Below are 21988 nucleotides of genomic sequence, written 5' to 3' on the forward strand. Positions count from 1 at the left end.
GCAACCGTCGCAGGTAACTAATTACCACTTGGCGATAAGCCCCCGCAGACAGACTCCGACACTGACCAATCAATCGGAGTCTCTCATGCCTGCCATCACTGCCCCTGTCGGAATCGTCGGCGACGACGCCATTAACCCCGCCTACTCACTGATCGCAGGGCTCGTCCCCGATTGGTTCAAGGCACTGCCGACGCACCAGCACGCGGCCTTGCGCAGTGCTACCCAGCAGCCGTTGGACTGGTATGAACAGGCATGCCTGCAGATGCCGGAGACCGTCGCGACCTTTCACGCCGAGCATGCCCATTTCCGCTGGCTCGAATCCCAGAAGCAACACGCCTTGGGGCAACTGACCACCCTTGAAGCCTTCGCCGAACCCCTGCTCAAAACAGCCATCACACAGCGTTTTGGGCTGGAGGTGGACGTTCGTCGGGCCGTCCTGTTCCACCCCAAGCTTGCGGACACGCCCTGGTCTTTCGCGAACCTGTCGAAAGACCCAGCAGTGGAGGCCGCCGCCGCCGTGCGCCGAGCCACCCAGCCCTTGCTGACCGCCGCGCTGCAAAACTTCGTGGCTGGCGACACTCAGGCTGGGGGGATGGACCTGAGGCGCATGAAAGCAGTCATCTACGACCCCGCCAATGAGGACCACACGCTGGCGATCGCCCCCCATGAATTCGCCGCACTGTGCCGGGAACTGGACCTGGGCGGGCAGTACCAGAAAACCCTCGAAGCCGTGTTCAACCCCGCCTCTTCGGCCGACCAGGCGCCGGGTGCAGCCGCCTTCAATCAGCTCGGCCTGCTCAAACGGTGCGAAAGCTCGACGCTGAAGCTGCATGCCTGCGTGGCGTACATGAAAAAGCACATCAGTGAACGCACGTACGGTTTGCTGCTGGACGTTGCGGATAACAAGCGCGTTGTGCAAGACGCCAGCCCACTGCTGAGCCGTAACCTGCAACTGCGGGATGTCGACCTGACCGGCGTGGTGGCCATCGGCCCGTCGGACGACCAAGGCGGCCTGCGCGGGCCCTTCACGGTCTACATTCCCGAAGACCCAGTGTGCCCTCTCAAGGAGTACACCTCCACGCTCGACTTCGTCAGCGACTTGCGCGACCGAATGTTCAGCCCAGGCTACCTGGACTTCTTCCGTGGCCTGGTGGCCGATGAGCAAGCCGACGCCCTGTTCGCCACCCTTACCGATCGCCTCTATCCGCTGGTATGGGCCGAGGGCGGACAACTGAAGGTTCGCCGCCCGGACCGACAGGCCAAGCTGCACGTGCGCATGCACGACTACAGCCAGTCATTCCTGACCGAGTTCACCCGGCGCAAGGTTCGAAAACTGCAAATGGATGCGCTTTACCATGGCGTGCCCACTGCGGTGATGGACGAAAAGGTACTGGAAGCCCGGCTCGCGTATTTCGCCGGCGGGGTGCTGCAGGCACTGAACATCGGCGCCTTCTTCGTGCCCGTGCTGGGCCAGGTGATGATGGTTGTCACCACCGTTCAGCTGGCCTATGAAAGTTACGAGGGTATCGAAAGCTGGAGCCGTGGCGAGCGTGAGCAGGCCTTTGGTTACCTCATGGACGTGGTCGAGAACGTCGCCTTGTTCGCCGCACTCGGCGCCGCTGGTGCCGGTGCTGGCACCACGCCCGCCCTCGAGCGGATACCGGTCGAAACCCCATCGTTCATCGAAGAGCTGCAAAGCGTTACCTTGGCCAATGGCAAGACACGCCTGATCAAGCCCGATATCACGCCCTTTGCCCATGACATCCTGTTGCCTGCTGGGCTAAAGCCTGACGAATTCGGCCTCTATCACTACCAGGGCAAGACTTGGCTGGCGCTGGAAGACCGCGTCTATTCAGTCAAGACCTCGCCAGGCAATCCACCCCAACAGCGCATTGAGCACCCAACCAAAGCCATCAGCTACGAGCCCTTGCTGCGCCATAACGAAGCCGGTGCCTGGCAGCATGAGTTCGAGCGCCCGCGCCAATGGCAGGGCCACACGCTGTTCCGACGCCTGGGGCCTTCGGCCAGCGGGTTCTCTGAAGAAACCGCCCGACGCATCCTCGCCGTCAGCGATACCCATGAAACCGTCCTGCGCCAGGTCCTGACCGAAAACCAGCGCCCGCCAGCACTGCTGGAAGACACCCTGCGCCGCTTCAGGCTCGATCAGGAAGTGTCACAGGACTTGGCCGGCACAGACGCGAACACACGTATCACTGCCTTTCAAACGCGCTACCAGACACCGCCCGTCGATCAAGCCCCCAGCACCCAGACCATTACCCGCCGCTACCCCGCGCTGCCCGTTGGTATCGCGGACGAGTTGGCACGCCATGCCAGCCCAGCGGAGCTGGAGCAGTTGCTGGCGGGCAAGGTGCCGTTGCGTCTGGCTCAAGAAATCCATACCTACCAACAGCAGGTACGCCTGGCGCGCGCCTACGAGGGGCTCTACCTCGACAATGTGAACAACCCGGACACCGACAGGCTTGTTTTGCACAGTGTGGCGCGTTTGCCTGGCTGGGCTGACGATATCTGCATCGAGGTCCGCCAAAGCAGGTTCACCGGCCCCTTGATCGATCAGGTAGGCGCGCCAGACGGGCCTGTTCGCAAAGTGCTGGCTCAACACGCCGATGGCTACCAGGCCTACGATGGCGAAGGGCACGAACTGCATGGGCGCGACACGCTCTACTCGGCCATCTTGCATGCTTTGCCCGACGCGAACCGGGCAGCGTTGGGCTTTCCCAATACCTGGGAAGGCCCCGCGCTCAAGCAGCACGTGCAGCAGTTACCGTTACTGCCACGGCCCGCGTTGCGCAAGGTGCTCCACATGCAACCGGCCAAACCAGGCGCAAACTCGCCCATGCGCCTTGCCGACGGACGAGTGGGCTACCCATTGAGCGGCCGCGGCACGCTCGCCAGCACGGTCTTGAGGGAAGACCTGCTGTATCTGATTCGGCTGCTGGCGCTTGAGCAAGACACGCAGAGCGCCGAAGCGGTACTGGCCGCCCTGGAAGGCGCAGGGCTGTCACGCGTGCAGATCAGCGAGCGCTTGAATGAGCTGATGGCCGAGCGTGATGCCCTGGATCAGAGCCTGACCGCCTGGAGCGACGCAGCCCTTGATCTGCCCGACCTGAACAGGCGCCTGGACAGCCGGACCCGCATTCAGGACGCCCTATGGCAGCATTGGCAGGCCACCCACCTACCGGAAATTGGGCGGGGCGCTGCCACGCTGCGCCTGGAGCGCATCCTGCTGATCGACTATCCCGCACAGCTACCCGCCTTTTTCGAGCAACGCATCGTGCGCTTGCAGCTGGTTGATTACCAAGGCACGGGCCTGCTGAACTCGCACACCCTGGGCGCGAACATCGGCCCGGAACTGCAGGCGGTAGACAACTTCCTGCAGCGCTTCCGGCACCTCACATCCCTGGAAGTCAGCAGCCCTCAAGGGCTCACCTACAGCACCTTGAACCTGCAACCCCGGCAGGCGTTTGCGACACTGCGCGAGCTGCGGCTGCACGACACGCGCCTGGGCCTGAGTGGCGGTTACATCGCAGGGTTGAGTGACCGTTTCCCAAACCTGGAGGTGCTCGACCTGAGTGGCAGCCCGATCAACTACTTCGAGGACACGCCGAACATCGGTAATGTCCGTTTACGTTATCTCGGCCTGGACCGCACAGGCCTGGCACGCTGGCCTGCGTGGCTCAACAGCCAATCGCTCGCCATGATCGATCACCTTTCCATGCGCGATAACGCGCTGACCAGCGTGCCGGACGAGATCGCCCTCGCACCACTAACAGCACAACCACGTGGGCGCATATCCCTGCAAGGCAACCTGCTATCGCGCCAGGCCATTCTAACGCTGTTGGCTGATCAGGCACCCGAGGCGAGGCAGTTCGAACTGGCATTCGACACCCCTCCCAGCATTCAGCAAAGTGCGCAGGCCTACCGGCGGGATCAGCAGGAGGTGCTGGCCATCTTCGACAACTGGGCCAATGCCTCAAGCTCGTCCAACCCCTTGAGCGAACAGGCAACCGCAGCCAGAAGGCAAATCGGCGAGGCATGGCTCACATTCATGCGCACTGACTTCCTGGGGACCACGGGCCCGTTGCAGTTAACCGACATTTCGCTGAGTAACTTCCCACCGCAATTGCCGCCGCACCTGTACGCCCGCGTGCGCGAACTACAGCTGCTGCGCATGACCGCCACCCGCGAGCAGCTCGACAGGCTCCTGGGGCACTTCACACAACTGGAAGCACTCACCCTCGATGGCCAGGTTGCACCGACTGGCGCGCTTCCCAACTTGCTTGCGTCCTTACCGGACCTACACCACCTGACAATCCGTATAGAGGGTGGTCAGATCGATGACGACGCCATGGCAATGTTCGCGCGCATGCCCCAGTTAGAATCGCTCAATCTGGAAGGCAACCGCCTGGCCGCCTCTTTCGACAATGAAAATCTGCGCACGCTGGGCAATCACCTGACCCGGCTCACCTTGGCCAACACCGGCCTGCAAACGTGGCCGGAATGGGTGGATAGCCTTCTGCCCCTGGACATTCTGGACCTCGACGACAACCAGATCGTGAACCTGCCGGACCACATCCTGTACAACCCTCGCAATGACCATGCGCACACGGAAATATCCCTGCGTGGCAACCCGCTGAGCGATTTCACGATGTCCCGCGCCCATGGCTCTGAAGCGCGTAACAGGTCCTACAGTTTTCTGATGGACCTGCCCGACGAAATACTTCAGGAGCATTGGCGCGAGCGTCACGACTCGGACAGCGAGTCCGATGACAGCGACGATGATGACAGCGTCGGTTCCGGCGACCATGGCCATGCCCACAGCCCCGCCCTGGAACCTGAAATGGATGCCCCCGACGTCGATGACTGGCTCATGGCAAGCGTGGAGGAAAACGAAGCGCACCGCACGGTGTGGGAGACGCTGCAGCAGGGCGGCGAAGCGCCGGCATTGCTCGAGCTAGTAGGCCGCCTGGCGCACACGGCCTCATACCGCACGCTAGGCACCCGCGCCGATTTCGTCGCGCGCGTCTGGCGCATTCTGGAGGTCGCCGGCAACAGCGCCGAGGAACGTGCACTGTTCAACGGCATGGCCTACGCGGGCGTCGAGCGCAATGGTCAAGGGCTATACCAGACCTGCCACGACGGCGCCTGGCTGGTGTTCAACCAAATGGAAATCAAGGTCTTCACCGAGCAGGCGCTCAAGGCGCTGCCCGAGCAGTCTCGCGGCCAGGCACTGTATCGGCTGGTACTGCGCCTCTATCGGTTGGAGGCCGTCGAAACCATCGCCCGCGAACGGGCCGGTACCAGGGACGAGGCCGAAGTGCGCATGGCCTACAAGCTGAACCTGGCAGAGGCTTTGGAACTGCCGCTGGCACCCAAGAAAATGCTCTATCAGGCCTGCGCCAACGTCAGTCCCGCAGAGCTGGATGCTGCTCGCACGCAGGTACTTGCAGATGAAAGTGGCGACCCGTTCCTGACATTTGCCGCCCGGCAAGATGCCTGGGTCGACTACCTGCGGGAAACCTATGCGGAGCGTTTCGCCGTATTGGAGCAAGACTACCAACAGCGCGTGCTGGATGCGCCAGATGAAACACGGGAGCCCGGCGGTGCCAGCCCGACCCTGGAAGCACTGGCGCCGCTGTTCGAACGCCTGAAGCTCGAATACGAACAGAAGGTCGCCAACCTGATACGCGAACTGACCATCACCGAAAGCTACAGGTACGCTTGACGACCGTTGAGCGGCGCGCTGCGCCGCTCGACATCCGCTTACCTTCCGTAGCGCTCCCGGCCCCAGGCCAGCAGTGTCTCAAGCAGCGCGCGCAGCACTGCTTGAGTCGGCTGCGCCAGGTCTTCGCGGTACGCGAAGGGCTCCACTTCTTCCATGTAGGTGCTCTGCGCCAGTTCCAGCTGCACAGCATGAATGTGCTCGGCCGGGTTACCGTAATGCCGGGTGATATGCCCGCCTTTGAAGCGCCCGTTCAGCACATGACTGTAACCCTGTACCTCAGCGCACGCCCCCTGCAGCCGCTCGGCCAGCTCGGCATCGCAACTGGCGCCGTTGAAGGTGCCCAGGTTGAAGTCCGGCAGCTTGCCGTCGAACAGGTGCGGGATCAGCGAGCGGATCGAGTGGGCATCCCACAGCAAGGCGTAGCCGAATTCCTTGCGTAGGCGCGCCAGCTCGCGCTGGATCGTCTCGTGATAAGGCCGCCAGATCTGTTCCAGGTAGACCTTGCGCTCGTCCGCGGAGGGTTCCTTGCCGTGTTTGAACAGCGGCTCACCCTCGAACAGCGTGGCCGGGTACAGCCCCGTGGTGGCCCCGGCGTACAGCGGCTTGTCGTCATCCGGGCGGTTCAGGTCGATGACGAAGCGTGAATACTCCGCCGCCACTACGCTGGCACCCAGCTCACGGGCGAAAGCGTACAGGCGCGGGATGTGCCAGTCGGTGTCGGGCAGGCTCTGCGCCTGGTCGACCAAGCCCTCGCGCACGGCCTGGGTCAAGCCCAGCCCGGCGTGGGGCATGCTGATCAGCAGGGGCAGGCGGCCCTGGTGAAAACTCAGTACCTTGTCCATTGCGCCTCGCTCAATTGGATATTTCATGGCCCCGGCGCACCACGCGCTTGGGCAGGTCGCCGCCGAGCCAGTAGGCCAGGTCGGCGGGGCGTTCGATTTGCCAGGCGACGAAGTCGGCCACCTTGCCCACTTCAAGCGAGCCGTGGCTGTCGCCCAGGCCAAGCGCCGTGGCGGCATGGGTGGTCACGCCAGCCAGCGCTTCTTCCGGGGTCATGCGGAACAGCGTGCAGCCCATGTTCAGCATCAGGCGCAGCGACAGCCCTGGCGAGGTGCCGGGGTTGAGGTCACTGGCCAGGGCAATGTTCACCCCGTGGCGGCGCAAGGCCTCCATCGGCGGCAGCTGGGTCTCGCGCAGGAAGTAGAAGGCGCCCGGCAGCAGCACGGCAACAGTGCCGGCCGCGGCCATGGCAATGGCGTCTTCCTCGGTCATGAACTCCAGGTGGTCGGCCGACAGCGCCTGATAGCGCGCAGCCAAACTGGAGCCGTGCAGCGACGACAACTGTTCGGCATGCAGTTTGACCGGCAGGCCCAACTCATGCGCCTTGATGAATACCCGCTCGACCTGGGCCGGGGAGAACGCCAGGTGTTCGCAGAAGGCATCCACGGCATCCACCAGGCCCTCTGCGGCCAAGGCCGGCAGCATCTCGTCGCAGATGTGGGTGATGTAATCGTCGGCCCGGCCAGCGTACTCCGGCGGCAGGGCATGGGCCGCCAGGCAGGTGGCGCGCACCGACAGCGGCAATTCGTCGGCCAGGCGCCGGGCCACGCGCAGCATCTTGCGCTCGTTGGCCAGGTCCAGGCCGTAGCCGGACTTGACCTCGAGCGTGGTCACGCCATCGCGCATCAGCGCCTGAACCCGCTGGCGAGCACTGGCGAACAGCTCATCCTCGCTGGCCGCGCGGGTGGCCCGCACGGTGCTGGCGATGCCGCCGCCTTGCGCCGCAATTTCGGCATAGCTCACGCCTTGCAGGCGCTGCTCGAACTCGCCGCTGCGGTTGCCACCGAACACGGCGTGGGTGTGGCAGTCGATCAGGCCAGGGGTGACCCAGGCATAGCCCAGGTCCACCGTACGCTCAGCCTCGACCGGCCGCAGCTCGCTGCGGGGGCCGATCCATTCGATCAGCCCGGCGCAGGTGACGATCGCCGCGTCCTCGATGATCGCGTAACGGCCGTCCACCATGGTTGCCGCATGGCAGTGCTGCCAGAGGGTTCTCATTTGCAAATCTCCTGTACTAGCGGTGCAGCTCGGCCGGCGCCTGGGCCGCCTTGCCCTGCCCTGCCCGCGGCTTGCACCACAGCAGGTAGGACGCGACCAGGAACACCACCCAGACGACACCGACCAGCAGCGCGGCCTGGGTATCCGGGAAGTAACCGAGCACGCCAAAGATGAACACCATGAACGCGATGGCCATGGCGGGGCCATATGGCCAGAACGGTACCGGGAACGCGAGCTGCGCGGCTTCTGCGCGGCTCATGCTGCGGCGCATGGCGACCTGGGTGACCAGGATCATCAGCCACACCCACACGGTGGCGAAGGTGGCGATCGAAGCGATCAGCAGGAACACGTTCTCGGGGATCAGGTAGTTGAGCAACACCCCAACCAGCAGCGCCGCGCCCATGACCACCACGGTCATCCACGGCACGCCGTGCTTGGACAGCTTGCTGAAACCACGCGGGGCGTGGCCTTGCTGGGCCAGGCCATACATCATGCGGCCGGCGCCGAAGATGTCGCTGTTGATGGCCGAAATCGCAGCGGAAATCACCACCACGTTGAGCACTGCCGCTGCCGAACCGATCCCCAGGTTGCTGAAGATCTGCACGAACGGGCTGCCTTCGCTGCCGATCTGCGGCCACGGGTACAGGCACATCAGCACGAACAGGGTCAGCACGTAGAACAGCAGGATGCGCAGTGGCACGGCATTGATGGCCTTGGGGATGACCCGTTGTGGGTCCTTGGCCTCACCGGCGGTCACGCCGATGATTTCGATACCGCCAAAGGCAAACATGACCACCGCGAAGGAGGCGATCAGGCCGCCGACACCGTTAGGCATGAAGCCGCCATGCTCGACCAGGTTGCTCAAGCCGACGGCATGCCCGGTGCCCACCTGGCTGAAGCCGAAGGCCATGATGCCGAGGCCGGCGAGGATCATCGCGACGATGGCGCCGACCTTGAGCAGCGACAGCCAGAATTCCATTTCGCCGAACACTTTGACGTTGCACAGGTTCAGGCCGCCAATCAGGAAGACGATGCCCAGTACCCAGATCCAGCGGGCCACTTCAGGGAACCAGAAGCCCATGTAGATACCGAAGGCGGTCACGTCGGCGATGGCGACGATGACCATTTCGAAGGCGTAGGTCCAGCCGAGGATGAAGCCGGCCATAGGGCCGAGGTAGGTCGTGGCGTAGTGGCCGAAGGAGCCGGCGACCGGGTTGTGCACGGCCATCTCGCCGAGGGCGCGCATGACCATGAACACGGCGGCGCCGCCGATCAGGTAGGCCAGCAGCACGGCGGGGCCGGCCATCTGGATGGCAGAGGCGGAACCGTAGAAAAGCCCGGTACCGATAGCGGAGCCGAGCGCCATGAAACGGATGTGCCGGGCCGATAGCCCGCGCTTGAGACCTTGAGCTTGTTGCATGTCACGTCCTAATTTTGTTTTTGTGGTCGTGAGATCGAGGGGGGCTGCTGTGCAGCCCTTTCGCAGCGCAAGGCTGCTCCTACAGGGAAAGCGTTGCCGTTGTAGGAGCAGCCTTGCGCTGCGAATGGGCCGCAACGCGGCCCCAAAGGCATTACAGGCTAGGCAGAACCCCAGCCGGCAACAGCCCGCTCAGGCTGCCCTTGGCCAGCAGTTCGACGGCCTTCTCGATATCCGGCGCAAAGAACCGGTCGCGGTCGTAGTGCGGCACTTCGCTGCGCAGCGCCTGACGCGCCTGCTCCAGCTTGGCGGAGGTCTTCAGCCCTTTGCGCAGGTCCAGGCCCTGGCAGGCGCCCAGCCATTCGATGGCCAGCACGCCACGGGTGTTCTCGGCCATTTCCCACAGGCGCTTGCCCGCCGCCGGGGCCATCGACACGTGGTCTTCCTGGTTGGCCGAGGTGGGCAGGCTGTCGACGCTGTGCGGGTGCGACAGCGCCTTGTTCTCGCTGGCCAGCGCAGCAGCGGTGACCTGGGCGATCATGAAGCCGGAGTTGACCCCACCGTTTTCCACCAGGAACGGCGGCAGTTGGGACATGTGCTTGTCCATCATCAGCGAAATGCGGCGCTCGCTCAGCGAGCCGATTTCGGCGATGGCCAGGGCCAGGTTGTCAGCAGCCATGGCCACCGGCTCTGCGTGGAAGTTACCGCCCGAGATCACGTCACCTTCAGCCGCGAACACCAGCGGGTTGTCGGACACGGCGTTGGCTTCGATGCCCAGCACTTCGGCAGCCTGGCGCAGCTGGGTCAGGCAAGCGCCCATGACCTGTGGCTGGCAGCGCAGCGAGTACGGGTCTTGGACCTTGTCGCAGTTCTTGTGCGATTGCGAGACTTCGCTGGTTTCACCCAGCAGGTCGCGGAAGCACGCGGCGGTGTCGATCTGGCCACGCTGGCCACGCACGGCATGCACCCGTGCATCGAACGGCGAACGCGAGCCCAGCGCCGCTTCCACGGTCAGGCCACCACAGGCAATGGCGGCGGCGTACAGGTCTTCGGCGTAGAACAGCCCGCGCAAGGCGTAGGCCGAGGACGCCTGGGTGCCGTTGAGCAGGGCCAAGCCCTCTTTGGCGGCCAGGGTCAGAGGTTCCAGGCCAGCAACGGCCAGGGCTTCGGTGGCCGACAGCCACTGGCCCTTGTAACGCGCCTTGCCTTCGCCGAGCAGCACCAGCGACATGTGCGCCAGCGGTGCCAGGTCGCCGGATGCACCGACCGAGCCTTTGAGCGGGATGTGTGGGTAGACTTCAGCGTTGACCAGGGCGATCAGTGCATCGATCACCTTGCGGCGGATGCCGGAGAAACCACGGCTGAGGCTGTTGATCTTGAGCACCATGATCAAGCGCACCAAGTCGTCATCCAGCGGCGCGCCGATGCCGGCGGCGTGGGACAGCACCAGCGAGCGCTGCAGGTTTTCCAGGTCGTGGCTGGCAATGCGGGTCGAGGCCAGCAGGCCGAAACCGGTGTTGATGCCGTAGGCGGTGCGGTCTTCGGCAAGAATCTGTTCGACGCAGGCAACGCTGTCGTTGATCGGCTGGTCGGCGCTGGCATCCAGGCGCAGGCGCACGGGTGCGGCGTGGATCGCGCGCAGCTGGGCCAGGGTCAGGGTGCCAGGCTTGAGGGTCAGTTCGGTCACTTCGCTACTCCATTCTGTCGGGGCCCGCAGGCCCCTTCTTGTTGTTCAGTATCACTCAAAGTGCAGCGATCAGCCCGTGATCATTGGCAGGTCGAGGCCTTGCTCTTTGGCGCAATCGACGGCGATGTCGTAGCCGGCGTCGGCATGGCGCATAACGCCGGTGCCTGGGTCGTTGGTCAGCACGCGGGCGATGCGCTCGGCGGCTTCATCGGTACCGTCGCAGACGATGACCATGCCCGAGTGCTGCGAGAAGCCCATGCCTACGCCGCCGCCGTGGTGCAGCGACACCCAGGTGGCGCCGCTGGCGGTGTTGAGCAGGGCATTGAGCAACGGCCAGTCGGAGACCGCGTCGGAGCCGTCACGCATGGCTTCGGTTTCGCGGTTAGGGCTCGATACCGAACCGGAGTCCAGGTGGTCGCGGCCAATCACGATCGGCGCCGACAGCTCGCCGCTGCGGACCATTTCGTTGAACGCCAGGCCCAGCTTGGCGCGCAGACCCAGGCCGACCCAGCAGATACGCGCTGGCAGGCCTTGGAAGCTGATGCGCTCGCGGGCCATGTCCAGCCAGCGGTGCAGGTGGGCGTCGTCGGGGATCAGTTCTTTGACCTTGGCGTCGGTCTTGTAGATGTCATCGGCTTCGCCAGACAGCGCGGCCCAGCGGAACGGACCTACGCCGCGGCAGAACAGCGGGCGAATGTAGGCCGGTACGAAGCCTGGGAAGTCAAAGGCGTTGGCCACGCCCTCTTCCTTGGCCATCTGGCGAATGTTGTTGCCGTAGTCGAAGGTCGGGATGCCCTGCTTCTGGAAGTCGAGCATGGCCTGTACGTGTACGGCCATGGACTGTTTGGCGGCCTTGACCACCGCAGCCGGTTCGGTCTGCGCGCGGTCGCGGTACTGCTCCCAGGTCCAGCCGGCCGGCAGGTAGCCGTTGAGCGGGTCGTGGGCGCTGGTCTGGTCGGTGACCATGTCCGGGCGCACGCCACGCTTGACCAGCTCAGGCAGGATTTCAGCGGCGTTACCGTGCAAGGCGATAGAGATGGCCTTGCCTTCGGCGGTGTACTTGGCGATGCGCGCCAGGGCGTCGTCGAGGTCGTTGGCCTGCTCGTCGACGTAGCGGGTTTCCAGACGGAAATCGATACGGCTCTGCTGGCATTCGATGTTCAGCGAGCACGCACCGGCCAGAGTCGCGGCCAGTGGCTGGGCGCCGCCCATGCCGCCGAGGCCTGCGGTCAGTACCCACTTGCCTTTCAGGCTGCCACCGTAGTGCTGGCGGCCGGCCTCGACGAAGGTTTCGTAGGTGCCCTGGACGATGCCCTGGCTGCCGATGTAGATCCAGCTGCCGGCGGTCATCTGGCCGTACATGGCCAGGCCCTTGGCATCCAGTTCGTTGAAGTGTTCCCAGTTAGCCCAGTGCGGCACCAGGTTGGAGTTGGCGATCAGTACGCGGGGGGCGTTGCTGTGGGTCTTGAACACGCCGACCGGCTTGCCCGACTGCACCAGCAGGGTTTCGTCGTCTTCCAGGCGGGTCAGGGTCTCGACGATCTTGTCGTAGCAGGCCCAGTTGCGGGCTGCGCGACCAATACCACCGTAGACCACCAGTTCTTTCGGGTTTTCGGCGACCTGCGGATCGAGGTTGTTCATCAGCATGCGCAGTGGCGCTTCGGTCAGCCAGCTTTTGGCGGTCAGCTTGTTGCCACGTGGGGCACGGATTTCAACGTCACGGTATTTGTTGTTGTCGGTCACGGGAAGGGTCCTCTGCGGTCGTCCGCGGGCAGGTGTGTCGTGGTCAATATACAAACACACCTTTACTTGTATGTACAAGCATGGACAACCAAAATATTTGGACCTGTTCGCTCCTGGCTTGAGTTGTGCGGTGGTGCATAGACCGAGCGCCGCCCGCGCGGCGCATCGCGAGCAACGCTCGCTCCTACGTTTGTTTCGGGCCAATTATTCCTGAGGTAAACGCGCGCGACCGCCTTGTTAGTTCGACGCGATATCGCGCCATGCGCAAAGGCGATCGCGTGCGTCTGTTACAGGTGTTACTGGCCAAAAACAAACGTAAGCGAGCGTTGCTCGCGATGCGCCGCGCGGGCGGCGCTCGATCTCACAGGCGCCAAAAATCTACTGGCGAGCCCTCAGCGCGCTGTCAGCTCGATCAGGCAAAAACGCCCCTGAACCTCCAGCCCCAGCAATTCATCGTTACCCTCCAGCCGCAGGCAGTCATACAACCCCAGCCGCTGCATCTCACGCCCCGCCATGGCCACCTCGACCTGGCTACTGGCCGCAAACAACAAAAGCGTCGACGCCGAACTGAACAGCCGGTGGGTCCCATCGAACCACTGCAACCGCGCCCGATAACGCTGCGGCGAATAGATCAGGTTGAAATCACGAATCGCCCCACCCAGCAGCTTGCAACTGACCTGGCTCTCGCCGGCAAACGCAAAGGCATCGAACGGCAACAGTGGCCGACTGGCCTGGCCATCGACCAACAGGCGCATGCCATCACCCTGCAGCACGGTGATGATCCGCTGGTAACCGGCGAACGACGAGAACCCGCCTGACTCTTCGATATCGGCAATCGACAAACGCCAGCCGAACCCGTCGAGGCCCTCGCCGCTGTCGCGGGTGATTTCCTCGGTGAAGCCCCCGCCGTTCTTCCACGGCATGCGCGGGTACCCCTGCGCACGCAACACCTGCATCTGGCTCATTTGCTGAAACGTCCTTCAAGGCGATGACGGGAACCGGGGTGGATCAACCGCGCAGCGGTAACCGGCTGGCGACCGGACCAGGTGCGGCGGCGAATCAGCAGGCATGGCTCGCCCCGCTCAATCTGCAACAACTGGCACTCGTGCGGCTCCGCCAGGATCGCCTCGACCACGTGCTCACCCTCGGTCAACGGCGCGACTTGGGACAAGTAGGCGTAAGGCGTCTGCCGGGTGAAATCCTGCTTGAGGTAATCAGGGGCGATCGCTGCGTTGACGTAGCGGTCCTCGATTTGCACCGGGATGCCATTTTCGTAGTGCACGATCAGCGAATGGAACACCCGCTGGCCTTCGCGCATGTCCAGCGCCAGGGCGCGCTCGGAGCCGGCCGCTTCTTCGGTAAGGGTGATCACCTGGCAGCTATGCTGGTGGCCACGCCCGGCAATTTCATCGGCAATGTTGTTGACCTCGAACAGCGCCGAACGGCTCTTGGGCTCGGCGACGAACGTGCCGACCCCTTGCATGCGCACCAGCAAGCCTTCGGCCGTGAGCTCACGCAGGGCGCGGTTGATGGTCATGCGGCTGAAGCCCAATTGGCTGACCAGTTCGCTTTCCGAAGGGACCCGGTGATGAGGCGGCCAGCTGCCGTTGTCGATGTGCTGGATGATCATCTGTTTGACCCGCGCGTACAGCGGCGCCGGGCCCTCGCCCATCTGGGCAACCAGCGCGGAGACAGGAGGTGTCGGCACGGCGTTGGATCCTTGTGCGATTGAATGAGCGGTAGCTTGCCGCAGTTTACCCGGCAGGCAAACGCCTGTATATGTATATACAAGTTAACAATAACAGGATTTCACCGATGTCCGCCTACTTCGCCGAACGTGCCCTGCTGCCCAATGGGTGGGCCAGCAATGTCCGAATCGAGGTCGCCAGCGATGGTAACGTGGCCCGTATCGAGCCCGATGCTTCGGCCGAAGGCGCCGAACGGCTGGCCGGCCCGCTGCTGCCGGGCATGCCCAACCTGCATTCCCATGCGTTTCAACGCGCCATGGCGGGGCTGGCGGAAGTGGCGGGCAACCCCAACGACAGCTTCTGGACCTGGCGTGACCTGATGTACCGCCTGGTGGGCCAGATCACCCCGGAACAACTGCAGGTCATCGCGCGCCAGTTGTATATCGAGATGCTCAAGGCCGGCTACACCTCGGTGGCCGAGTTCCACTACGTGCACCACGACCAGGCTGGCAAGGCCTACGCTGACCCTGCCGAACTGTCCCGGCGCATCAGCGCGGCGGCAGCCAGCAGCGGCATCGGCCTGACCCTGCTGCCGGTGCTCTATAGCCACGCCGGTTTCGGCGGCCAGGCTCCGAACGAAGGGCAACGGCGGTTCATCAATTCCACCGAGCAGTACCTGCGCCTGCAGGCACAACTCGCCCCCCTGCTGGCCGCGCAGCCGGCACAGCAACTGGGCCTGTGCTTCCACTCGCTACGGGCGGTCACGCCAGGGCAGATCGCCCATGTGCTGGAGGCTGGCAGCCCGCACAGCCCGGTGCATATCCACATTGCCGAACAACAGAAGGAAGTCGACGACTGCCTGGCCTGGAGCGGCCGCCGCCCGCTGCAGTGGCTGTACGAACATGTCGACGTGAACGCGCGCTGGTGCCTGGTGCATGCCACCCATGCCGAAGCCGATGAAGTTACCGCCATGGCCCGCAGTGGCGCGGTGGCAGGCCTGTGCCTGACCACCGAGGCCAACCTGGGCGACGGTATCTTCCCGGCGGTGGATTACCTGGCACAAGGTGGGCGCATGGGCATTGGCTCGGACAGCCATGTGTCGCTCAGCGTGGTGGAGGAGCTGCGTTGGCTGGAGTATGGCCAGCGGCTACGCGATCAACGGCGCAACCGGTTGTACCGCGGCGACCAACCGATGGTCGGCCGCACGCTGTATGACGCTGCCTTGAGCGGCGGTGCACAGGCGCTTGGGCAAGCGGTCGGCGAGTTGGCAGTGGGCAAGCGAGCCGACTGGCTGGTGCTCGACGGGCAGGACCCGTACATCGCCACGGCAAAGGGCGATGCGATTCTCAACCGTTGGCTGTTCGCGGGCAGCGATCGCCAGGTGCGCGATGTGATGGTCAACGGGCAATGGGTAGTGCGCCAGGGGCGCCATGCGCAGGAAGAGGAAAGCGCGCGGGCGTTCGTCGAGGTTCTGCGTCAACTGCTCAATTGAGGGTAGGCGCAGCCTTGTGCTGCGAAGAGGCCGGTATTTCTCCAACATTTGCTGAATACCTACCGGCCTCTTCGCAGCACGAGGCTGCTCCTACACGAGCAGCATGAATGGCATCAATGAGACTTGACGATCTGCTGGTCAGCCGTGCGCCAGATAAGCCGGCTGGTGTCATACCCCTGCTGCCGTGCCTTGGCCAGCAAGCTTTCGCGCTGCCAGGCTGGCAGGCTCGGTGTGCGGGACAGGATCCACAGGTATTTGCGGTCCGGGCTGCCGACGATCGCCGTGTGGTAGCGGTCGTCCACGTACAGAATCCAGTACTCGCCTCTCGCCACGCCCGGCACCAGGCGCGTAAACCAGTTATCGAACTCGACCCACAGTCTGTCGGTATGCCCCGGTTCCTGGATGTTGGCATGCCCCTCGGCGCGCAGCCATTCGTCACCGATCGTGCGGCAGCGATTGAGCACGCCAAACGTGCCGTCCTGCTTGAGGTTGTAATGCGCCTCGGACTGCTCGCAGCCCTCTTGGTAGCGCATCGGCAGGCGCGCCAGTTCGTACCATTTGCCCTGGTAGCGCTTGAGGTCGACATTGCCGGCGGTTTTCGGCGCCAGCGGGTCATGCGCAGACGTGGCGCAGCCGCCCAGCAGCATCACCAGGCACAACCCCAGCAGCAGGTGGACACGCCTCATTTGAGGCCCTGCCCTGAATACATCAGTACCTTGTCGGCCGCGTATTGCACGCTGATAAAGCTCTTCTCGTCCCCCCAGGTACAGCTGCTCATGCCAAGTGCGCCAGAGCACTCGGTGGGCGTGCCGAGCAGTTGCTCGACCTCGGCCTTGTTCATACCGGCCTTGAGCTTGGAATAGTTTTCCTGGTTGATCTTGCTGCACGCGGTCAGAACGACGCACAGGGACAACAGGGCGAGGGAACGCAACGACATGAAGGACACTCCTGAACAGGGGATACAGGCGAGTGGCCTGCAGTGACCTTCGACGGGAAAATCCCTCCCTGGTTCCCTGCCCTCCCCCCTTTTCACCTACACCATTGGTCGGCTGGCCAATGGCAGGCACAAAAAAACCGCGCCTGCAGATGCACGCGCGGTTTTTGTGTCACGACAGGCCTGCGCAGCAGGCCCAGTGGCAATCAGAACCTGGAGCCAGGCTCCAGCAAAAAGTCCATCTCTTCGCTGGTGCTCGGCCGCTCCAGCATCAGGTTGCGATGTGGGAAGCGCCCGAACCGGGCAATCACCCGCTGGTGCTGCTCGGCGTAGTCGAGGAACCCCTCGAACAACCGGCGATTGGCCTCAGGTTGCTCGTCCAGCAGCATCTGGTAACGTTCGACGCACAGGTTTTGCCAGTCCAGCACCTCGGCATGCTCCAGCACCAGCAGCACGAACACCCGCTGGATCGGCAGCAACTGGTAATCCCAGGCTTTTTGCAGGCCCTGCATGGCCACCACCTGCGCACGCCGGTCGCCCTCGAAGGCGCGCGGCGTGTCGCGGTAAATCATGCGAGGCAGCTGGTCCAGCAGGATCAGCAGGCCGAGCCAGCCTTGCGGGCTCTGTTGCCACTCTTCGAGCCCGCCCGCCAGGGCGTGTTCGACCAAGTCGCCAAACAGCGCCTGGGCCTCGGCATCGTGATGCTTGCCGAACCACAGCGTGCTCTTCTCGTCAGCCACGGCCTGGGGACTGGTGCCCCAACCGAACCACCACTCCAGCAACGGCTGCCAAGGTGCGAGCATGACTTACTCCTTGTGATACGCGGTGACGCGCTCGACCTCTTCCTTCGAGCCGAGGATGACCGACACGCGCTGGTGCAGGCTCTCTGGCTTGATGTCGAGGATACGATCGTAACCATTGGTGGATGCGCCGCCAGCCTGCTCGATGATGAACGACATCGGGTTGGCTTCGTACATCAGGCGCAGCTTGCCCGGCTTGCTCGGGTCGCGAGCGTCACGCGGGTACATGAACAGGCCGCCACGGGTCAGGATGCGGTGCACGTCGGCGACCATCGAGGCGATCCAACGCATGTTGTAGTTCTTTTTCAGCGGACCGGTTTCACCGGCCAGCAGTTCGTCCACGTAACGCTGTACCGGGGCTTCCCAGTGGCGCTGGTTGGACATGTTGATGGCGAATTCGGCGGTGGTGGCCGGTACCTGGATATTTTCGTGGGTCAGGACGAAGCTGCCCAGTTCGCGGTCCAGGGTAAAGCCTTTGACGCCATTGCCCAGGGTCAGGATCAGCATGGTCTGCGGGCCGTAGATGGCATAACCGGCAGCAACCTGCTCGGTGCCTGGCTGCAGGAACGCTTCTTCGTTGAGGCTTTCGTTCTGGCTCAGGTACTGGTTAGGGCAACGCAGTACCGAGAAGATGGTGCCGACCGAGACGTTGACGTCGATGTTCGACGAGCCGTCCAGCGGGTCGAAGACCAGCAGGTAGGCGCCTTTCGGGTATTTGCCCGGGATCTGGTAGGCGTTGTCCATTTCTTCGGACGCCATACCGGCCAGGTGGCCGCCCCACTCGTTGGCCTCCAGCAGGATGTCGTTGGAGATAACGTCCAGCTTCTTCTGTACTTCGCCTTGCACGTTTTCGGTGCCCATGCTGCCCAGTACGCCGCCCAGGGCGCCTTTGGACACGTGGTGGCTGATCTCTTTGCACGCGCGCGCCACCACTTCGATCAGGAAGCGCAGATCGGCAGGGGTATTGTTGCTGCGGGTCTGCTCAATCAGATAGCGACTCAGGGTAACGCGGGACATGTATGGCTCCGAAATGGAAAGGGGGAGAAAAACCCCCGCAGTTTACAGGGAGAGTGCGATGCTAGCGAGTGATGAGACTCGCCTGGGCTGTCTGACGGCACAATAGGTCGGTAGTTCAGCCTTTGCCAGGCCGGCTGTCGACTGGGGCTGGTGTGCACCCCATTCGCGGGCAAGCCCGCTCCCACAGGTTTTGCGCAGCCTTCAAGGCAACGCAGATCCTGTGGGAGCGGGCTTGCCCGCGAATGGGCCGCACCGCGGCCCCAATGCTCAATCCAGTGCCTTCCAGATCTCGCCCGCATACTCCCGGATGGTCCGGTCCGACGAGAACCAGCCCATCTTTGCCGTGTTCAGCACCGCCATCCGCCACCATTCCTGCGGCGTATGCCACAGCTCCTCGACCCGCCGCTGAGCATCCCAGTAGGCATCGAAATCGGCGCACACCAGGAAGCGGTCATACGCCACCAGCCCATCGATCAACCCGGTATAGCGCGAGGGATCATCAGGCGAGAACACCCCGCTGCGAATCGATTGAAGCACGTCGTTCAAGCGGCTCGACTCGGCAATCGCCACACTGGCGCCAAAGTCTCCCGCTCGCCGCCGCGCCTCGACCTGCTGCGCCGTCAGGCCAAAGATGAACATGTTGTCGGCCCCCACGTGCTCGCACATCTCGACGTTGGCACCGTCCAGTGTGCCGATGGTCAGCGCGCCATTGAGGCCGAACTTCATGTTGCTGGTACCCGATGCTTCATAGCCGGCGGTAGAAATCTGCTCGGACAGGTCCGCCGCCGGGATGATGCTTTCGGCCAGGCTGACGTTGTAGTTGGGCAGGAACACCACCTTGAGCAGGCCGCGCACGGTCGGGTCGTTGTTCACCACCCGGGCGATGTCGTTGGCCAGCTTGATGATCAGCTTGGCCTGGTGATAGCTGGCCGCAGCCTTGCCGGCGAAAATCTTCACCCTCGGCACCCAGTTGGTGCCCGGGTCGTTGCGTATGGCCTGGTACAAGGCCACGGTGTGCAGCAGGTTGAGCAGTTGGCGCTTGTATTCGTGGATGCGCTTGACCTGCACATCGAACAACGCCTCCGGGTTGACCGTGACGCCGATACGGTCCTGGATGATGCTGGCCAGGGCGCGCTTGCTATGCAGGCGCTGGGCGGCGAACTGCTTGCGGAAGCTGCTCTTGTCGGCAAACGGCACCAGGTTGGCGAGTAAGCCTTCCGGGTCGTCCTTGAGCTCCGGGCCCAGCGCCTCGACCAGCATTTCGGTCAACTGCGGGTTGGACTGGTACAGCCAACGCCGGAACGTGATGCCGTTGGTCTTGTTGTTGATCCGCTGCGGGTAGAGCTTGTGCAGCTCGGCGAACACCGTGCTCTTCATCAACTTGCTGTGCAGTGCCGACACGCCGTTGACGCTGTGCGACCCCAGAAACGCCAGGTTGCCCATGCGTACCCGGCGGCCGTTTTCTTCCTCGATCAACGACACCGCCCGCAGCACGTCGAAGTCGTGCAGGCCTTTCGCGCGCAGGGCGTCGATATGGTAGGCGTTGATCAAGTAGATGATCTGCATGTGCCGCGGCAGCATGCGCTCCATCAGCGCCACCGGCCAGGTTTCCAATGCCTCGGGCAGCAGGGTGTGGTTGGTGTAGGCCAGGGTGCCGACGGTCAGCTCCCAGGCCTTTTCCCACGGGATTTCATGCTGGTCGACCAGCAGGCGCATCAACTCGGCCACGGCAATCGACGGGTGCGTGTCGTTGAGCTGGATGGCCGCCGCATCGGGCAGGTTGAGCAAGTCTTTGTGCATGTTCAGGTGTCGCCGCAGCAGGTCCTGCAGCGAGGCCGAAACGAAGAAGTATTCCTGGCGCAGGCGCAGCTCCTGGCCAGCTTCGGTACTGTCGGCCGGGTAGAGAACGCGTGAGATGCTCTCGGCACGGGCCACTTCGGCGACCGCGCCCAGGTGGTCACCGGCGTTGAAGCGCTCCAGGTGCAGCTCTTCCAGCGCCCGGGCACGCCACAGGCGCAAGGTGTTGACGCTGGCGCCACGCCAGCCGACCACCGGCGTGTCATAAGCCACCGCGCGCACCGTCTCGCCAGGCCACCACACTTGCCGTTGCTGGCCGTGGGTGTCTTGCACCGTTTCGACGCTGCCGCCGAAACTGATCGGGTAGATCACCTCGGCGCGCTCGAACTCCCAGGGGTTGCCAAAGTCCAGCCAGTTTTCGGTCTGCTCCTGCTGCCAGCCATCGACCACCGCCTGGCGAAACAGGCCGTGCTCGTAGCGGATGCCGTAGCCGTGGGCGGCGATACCCAGGGTCGACATGCTTTCCATGAAACAAGCGGCGAGCCGCCCCAGGCCACCGTTGCCCAGCGCCGCATCCGGCTCGAGCAGGCGGATACGCTCCAGGTCGACGTCCAGGCCATCGAGGGCTTCACGGGCGATGTCCAGCAAGCCGAGGTTGCTCAGGCTGTCGTACAGCAGCCGCCCGATGAGAAATTCCAGAGAAAGGTAATACACCCGCTTTTGACTGCGCCGGTAGGCCTGACGGGTGTGGTCCATCCAGTGATCGACCATGTGATCACGCGCGGCCAGGGCAATGGCTTCGAACCAGTCATGGTCGAAGGCATGCTCGGGGTCCTTGCCGACCGCGTAGGTCAGCTTATCCAGTACAGCGGCGCGAAAATCGGCCACCTCGGCGTCACGTGCTTTGGGTTCCTGGGACATGCGGCATCCTCGGGCAAGTTGACGAATACGGAGGGAGAGTGAAGAGACTAGACCCTTCGACAGGGACTTACCGTTCCTGTTCGCAGTTTTCATGCCTGAACACTGAATCAACACCGTGAATCGGGCAAAAGGTTGTTCACAAATTGAACAACTCCGGTATCATCGCGCGCCCCAAGCCCGTGATTCACCCCCATAACGATGAAAACGACCCTGATCGCCGCCGCCGAAGTCGACCGCCTGGAGACTTGGCAGCGCTATGCCAGCCACATGTGCGGTGGCTGCCACTCGACCTGTTGCACCCTGCCGGTGGAGGTGAAGATCAAGGATCTGATCCGCATTGGCGTGGTAGACGAGTTCGAAAAAGACGAACCGCCCAAAAACGTGGCCAAACGCCTGCAGAAGGAAGGCATCATCGAACGCTTCAACCAGAAGTCAGGCATTTTCACCCTGACCCGGATGAGCAACGATGACTGCATGTACCTGGATCGTAAGAGCCGGCTGTGCACCATTTATGACAAGCGCCCGGACACCTGCCGCAACCACCCCAAGGTCGGGCCGCGGCCGGGGTATTGTGCCTACAAGCCCAAGGTGGTTGGTCGCTGACCGATAGCTTGCTCCGGCCTCTTCGCGGGTAAACCCGCTCCCACAGGATTTGCGCAATCTTCAATAGCTGCGCAGTACCTGTGGGAGC

General features: G+C 63.4%; 15 protein-coding genes. 3 read left to right on the plus strand and 12 right to left on the minus strand.

What is annotated here, in order from left to right:
- The first annotated feature begins 85 nt into the window (after positions 1–85).
- Positions 86–5743, plus strand: a complete 5658-nt coding sequence (locus OO306_RS22395) for an NEL-type E3 ubiquitin ligase domain-containing protein (protein ID WP_265969952.1) — start codon at positions 86–88, stop codon at positions 5741–5743.
- A gap of 38 nt (positions 5744–5781) precedes the next feature.
- Here the strand turns inward: OO306_RS22395 and hutG are convergent, their stop codons facing one another.
- The 7 genes from hutG to hutC all read right to left on the minus strand — a co-directional run bounded on the left by hutG (position 5782) and on the right by hutC (position 14320).
- A complete protein-coding gene (gene hutG, locus OO306_RS22400; RefSeq protein WP_265969953.1) occupies positions 5782–6585 on the minus strand; it encodes an N-formylglutamate deformylase in 804 nt (267 codons plus the stop codon).
- Between the two features lie 10 nt (positions 6586–6595).
- Complete coding sequence (gene hutI, locus OO306_RS22405) at positions 6596–7801, minus strand: imidazolonepropionase (protein WP_265969954.1); 1206 nt, start codon at positions 7799–7801, stop codon at positions 6596–6598.
- 16 nt (positions 7802–7817) lie between these two features.
- Positions 7818–9221, minus strand: coding sequence for an amino acid permease (locus tag OO306_RS22410; RefSeq protein ID WP_265969955.1), 1404 nt, complete (start codon positions 9219–9221; stop codon positions 7818–7820).
- Positions 9222–9372: 151 nt separating this feature from the next.
- Entirely contained in the window at positions 9373–10905 is a 1533-nt protein-coding gene (hutH, locus tag OO306_RS22415) for a histidine ammonia-lyase (RefSeq protein ID WP_099430659.1), read from the minus strand.
- A 69-nt stretch (positions 10906–10974) separates the two neighbouring features.
- Positions 10975–12648, minus strand: a complete 1674-nt coding sequence (gene hutU / locus OO306_RS22420) for a urocanate hydratase (protein WP_027592395.1) — start codon at positions 12646–12648, stop codon at positions 10975–10977.
- A 392-nt stretch (positions 12649–13040) separates the two neighbouring features.
- Positions 13041–13613 carry a HutD family protein gene (locus tag OO306_RS22425; RefSeq protein ID WP_027592394.1) on the minus strand — a complete coding sequence of 191 codons (573 nt, stop codon included), beginning with the start codon at positions 13611–13613 and terminating at the stop codon, positions 13041–13043.
- Positions 13610–14320 (minus strand): histidine utilization repressor, encoded by a 711-nt coding sequence (hutC, locus tag OO306_RS22430; RefSeq protein WP_172960436.1) that lies wholly within the window; start codon positions 14318–14320, stop codon positions 13610–13612. The genes OO306_RS22425 and hutC overlap by 4 nt, the downstream gene beginning before the upstream one ends.
- Before the next feature lie 143 nt (positions 14321–14463).
- Between hutC and OO306_RS22435 the strand changes: the two genes are divergently transcribed.
- On the plus strand, positions 14464–15828 hold the full coding sequence (locus tag OO306_RS22435; protein ID WP_265969956.1) for a formimidoylglutamate deiminase: 1365 nt from the start codon (positions 14464–14466) through the stop codon (positions 15826–15828).
- Positions 15829–15941: 113 nt separating this feature from the next.
- Here OO306_RS22435 and OO306_RS22440 read toward each other — a convergent pair whose 3' ends face one another.
- The 5 genes from OO306_RS22440 to OO306_RS22460 form a co-directional block, all read right to left on the minus strand.
- Complete coding sequence (locus OO306_RS22440; RefSeq protein ID WP_099430662.1) at positions 15942–16514, minus strand: lipocalin family protein; 573 nt, start codon at positions 16512–16514, stop codon at positions 15942–15944.
- A complete protein-coding gene (bamE, locus tag OO306_RS22445) occupies positions 16511–16765 on the minus strand; it encodes an outer membrane protein assembly factor BamE (protein ID WP_079230016.1) in 255 nt (84 codons plus the stop codon). Before bamE ends, OO306_RS22440 begins: the two co-directional genes overlap by 4 nt.
- Before the next feature lie 203 nt (positions 16766–16968).
- Positions 16969–17565, minus strand: coding sequence for a DUF924 family protein (locus tag OO306_RS22450; RefSeq protein WP_238215630.1), 597 nt, complete (start codon positions 17563–17565; stop codon positions 16969–16971).
- Positions 17566–17568: 3 nt separating this feature from the next.
- Positions 17569–18579 carry a class 1 fructose-bisphosphatase gene (locus OO306_RS22455; RefSeq protein ID WP_027592388.1) on the minus strand — a complete coding sequence of 337 codons (1011 nt, stop codon included), beginning with the start codon at positions 18577–18579 and terminating at the stop codon, positions 17569–17571.
- 267 nt (positions 18580–18846) lie between these two features.
- A complete protein-coding gene (locus OO306_RS22460) occupies positions 18847–21297 on the minus strand; it encodes a glycogen/starch/alpha-glucan phosphorylase (RefSeq protein ID WP_027592387.1) in 2451 nt (816 codons plus the stop codon).
- A 198-nt stretch (positions 21298–21495) separates the two neighbouring features.
- Between OO306_RS22460 and OO306_RS22465 the strand changes: the two genes are divergently transcribed.
- Complete coding sequence (locus tag OO306_RS22465; protein WP_016712459.1) at positions 21496–21900, plus strand: YkgJ family cysteine cluster protein; 405 nt, start codon at positions 21496–21498, stop codon at positions 21898–21900.
- Positions 21901–21988 lie beyond the last annotated feature (88 nt).

The organism is Pseudomonas sp. DCB_AW (assembly GCF_026240895.1).
Classification (GTDB): Bacteria; Pseudomonadota; Gammaproteobacteria; order Pseudomonadales; family Pseudomonadaceae; genus Aquipseudomonas; species Aquipseudomonas kermanshahensis.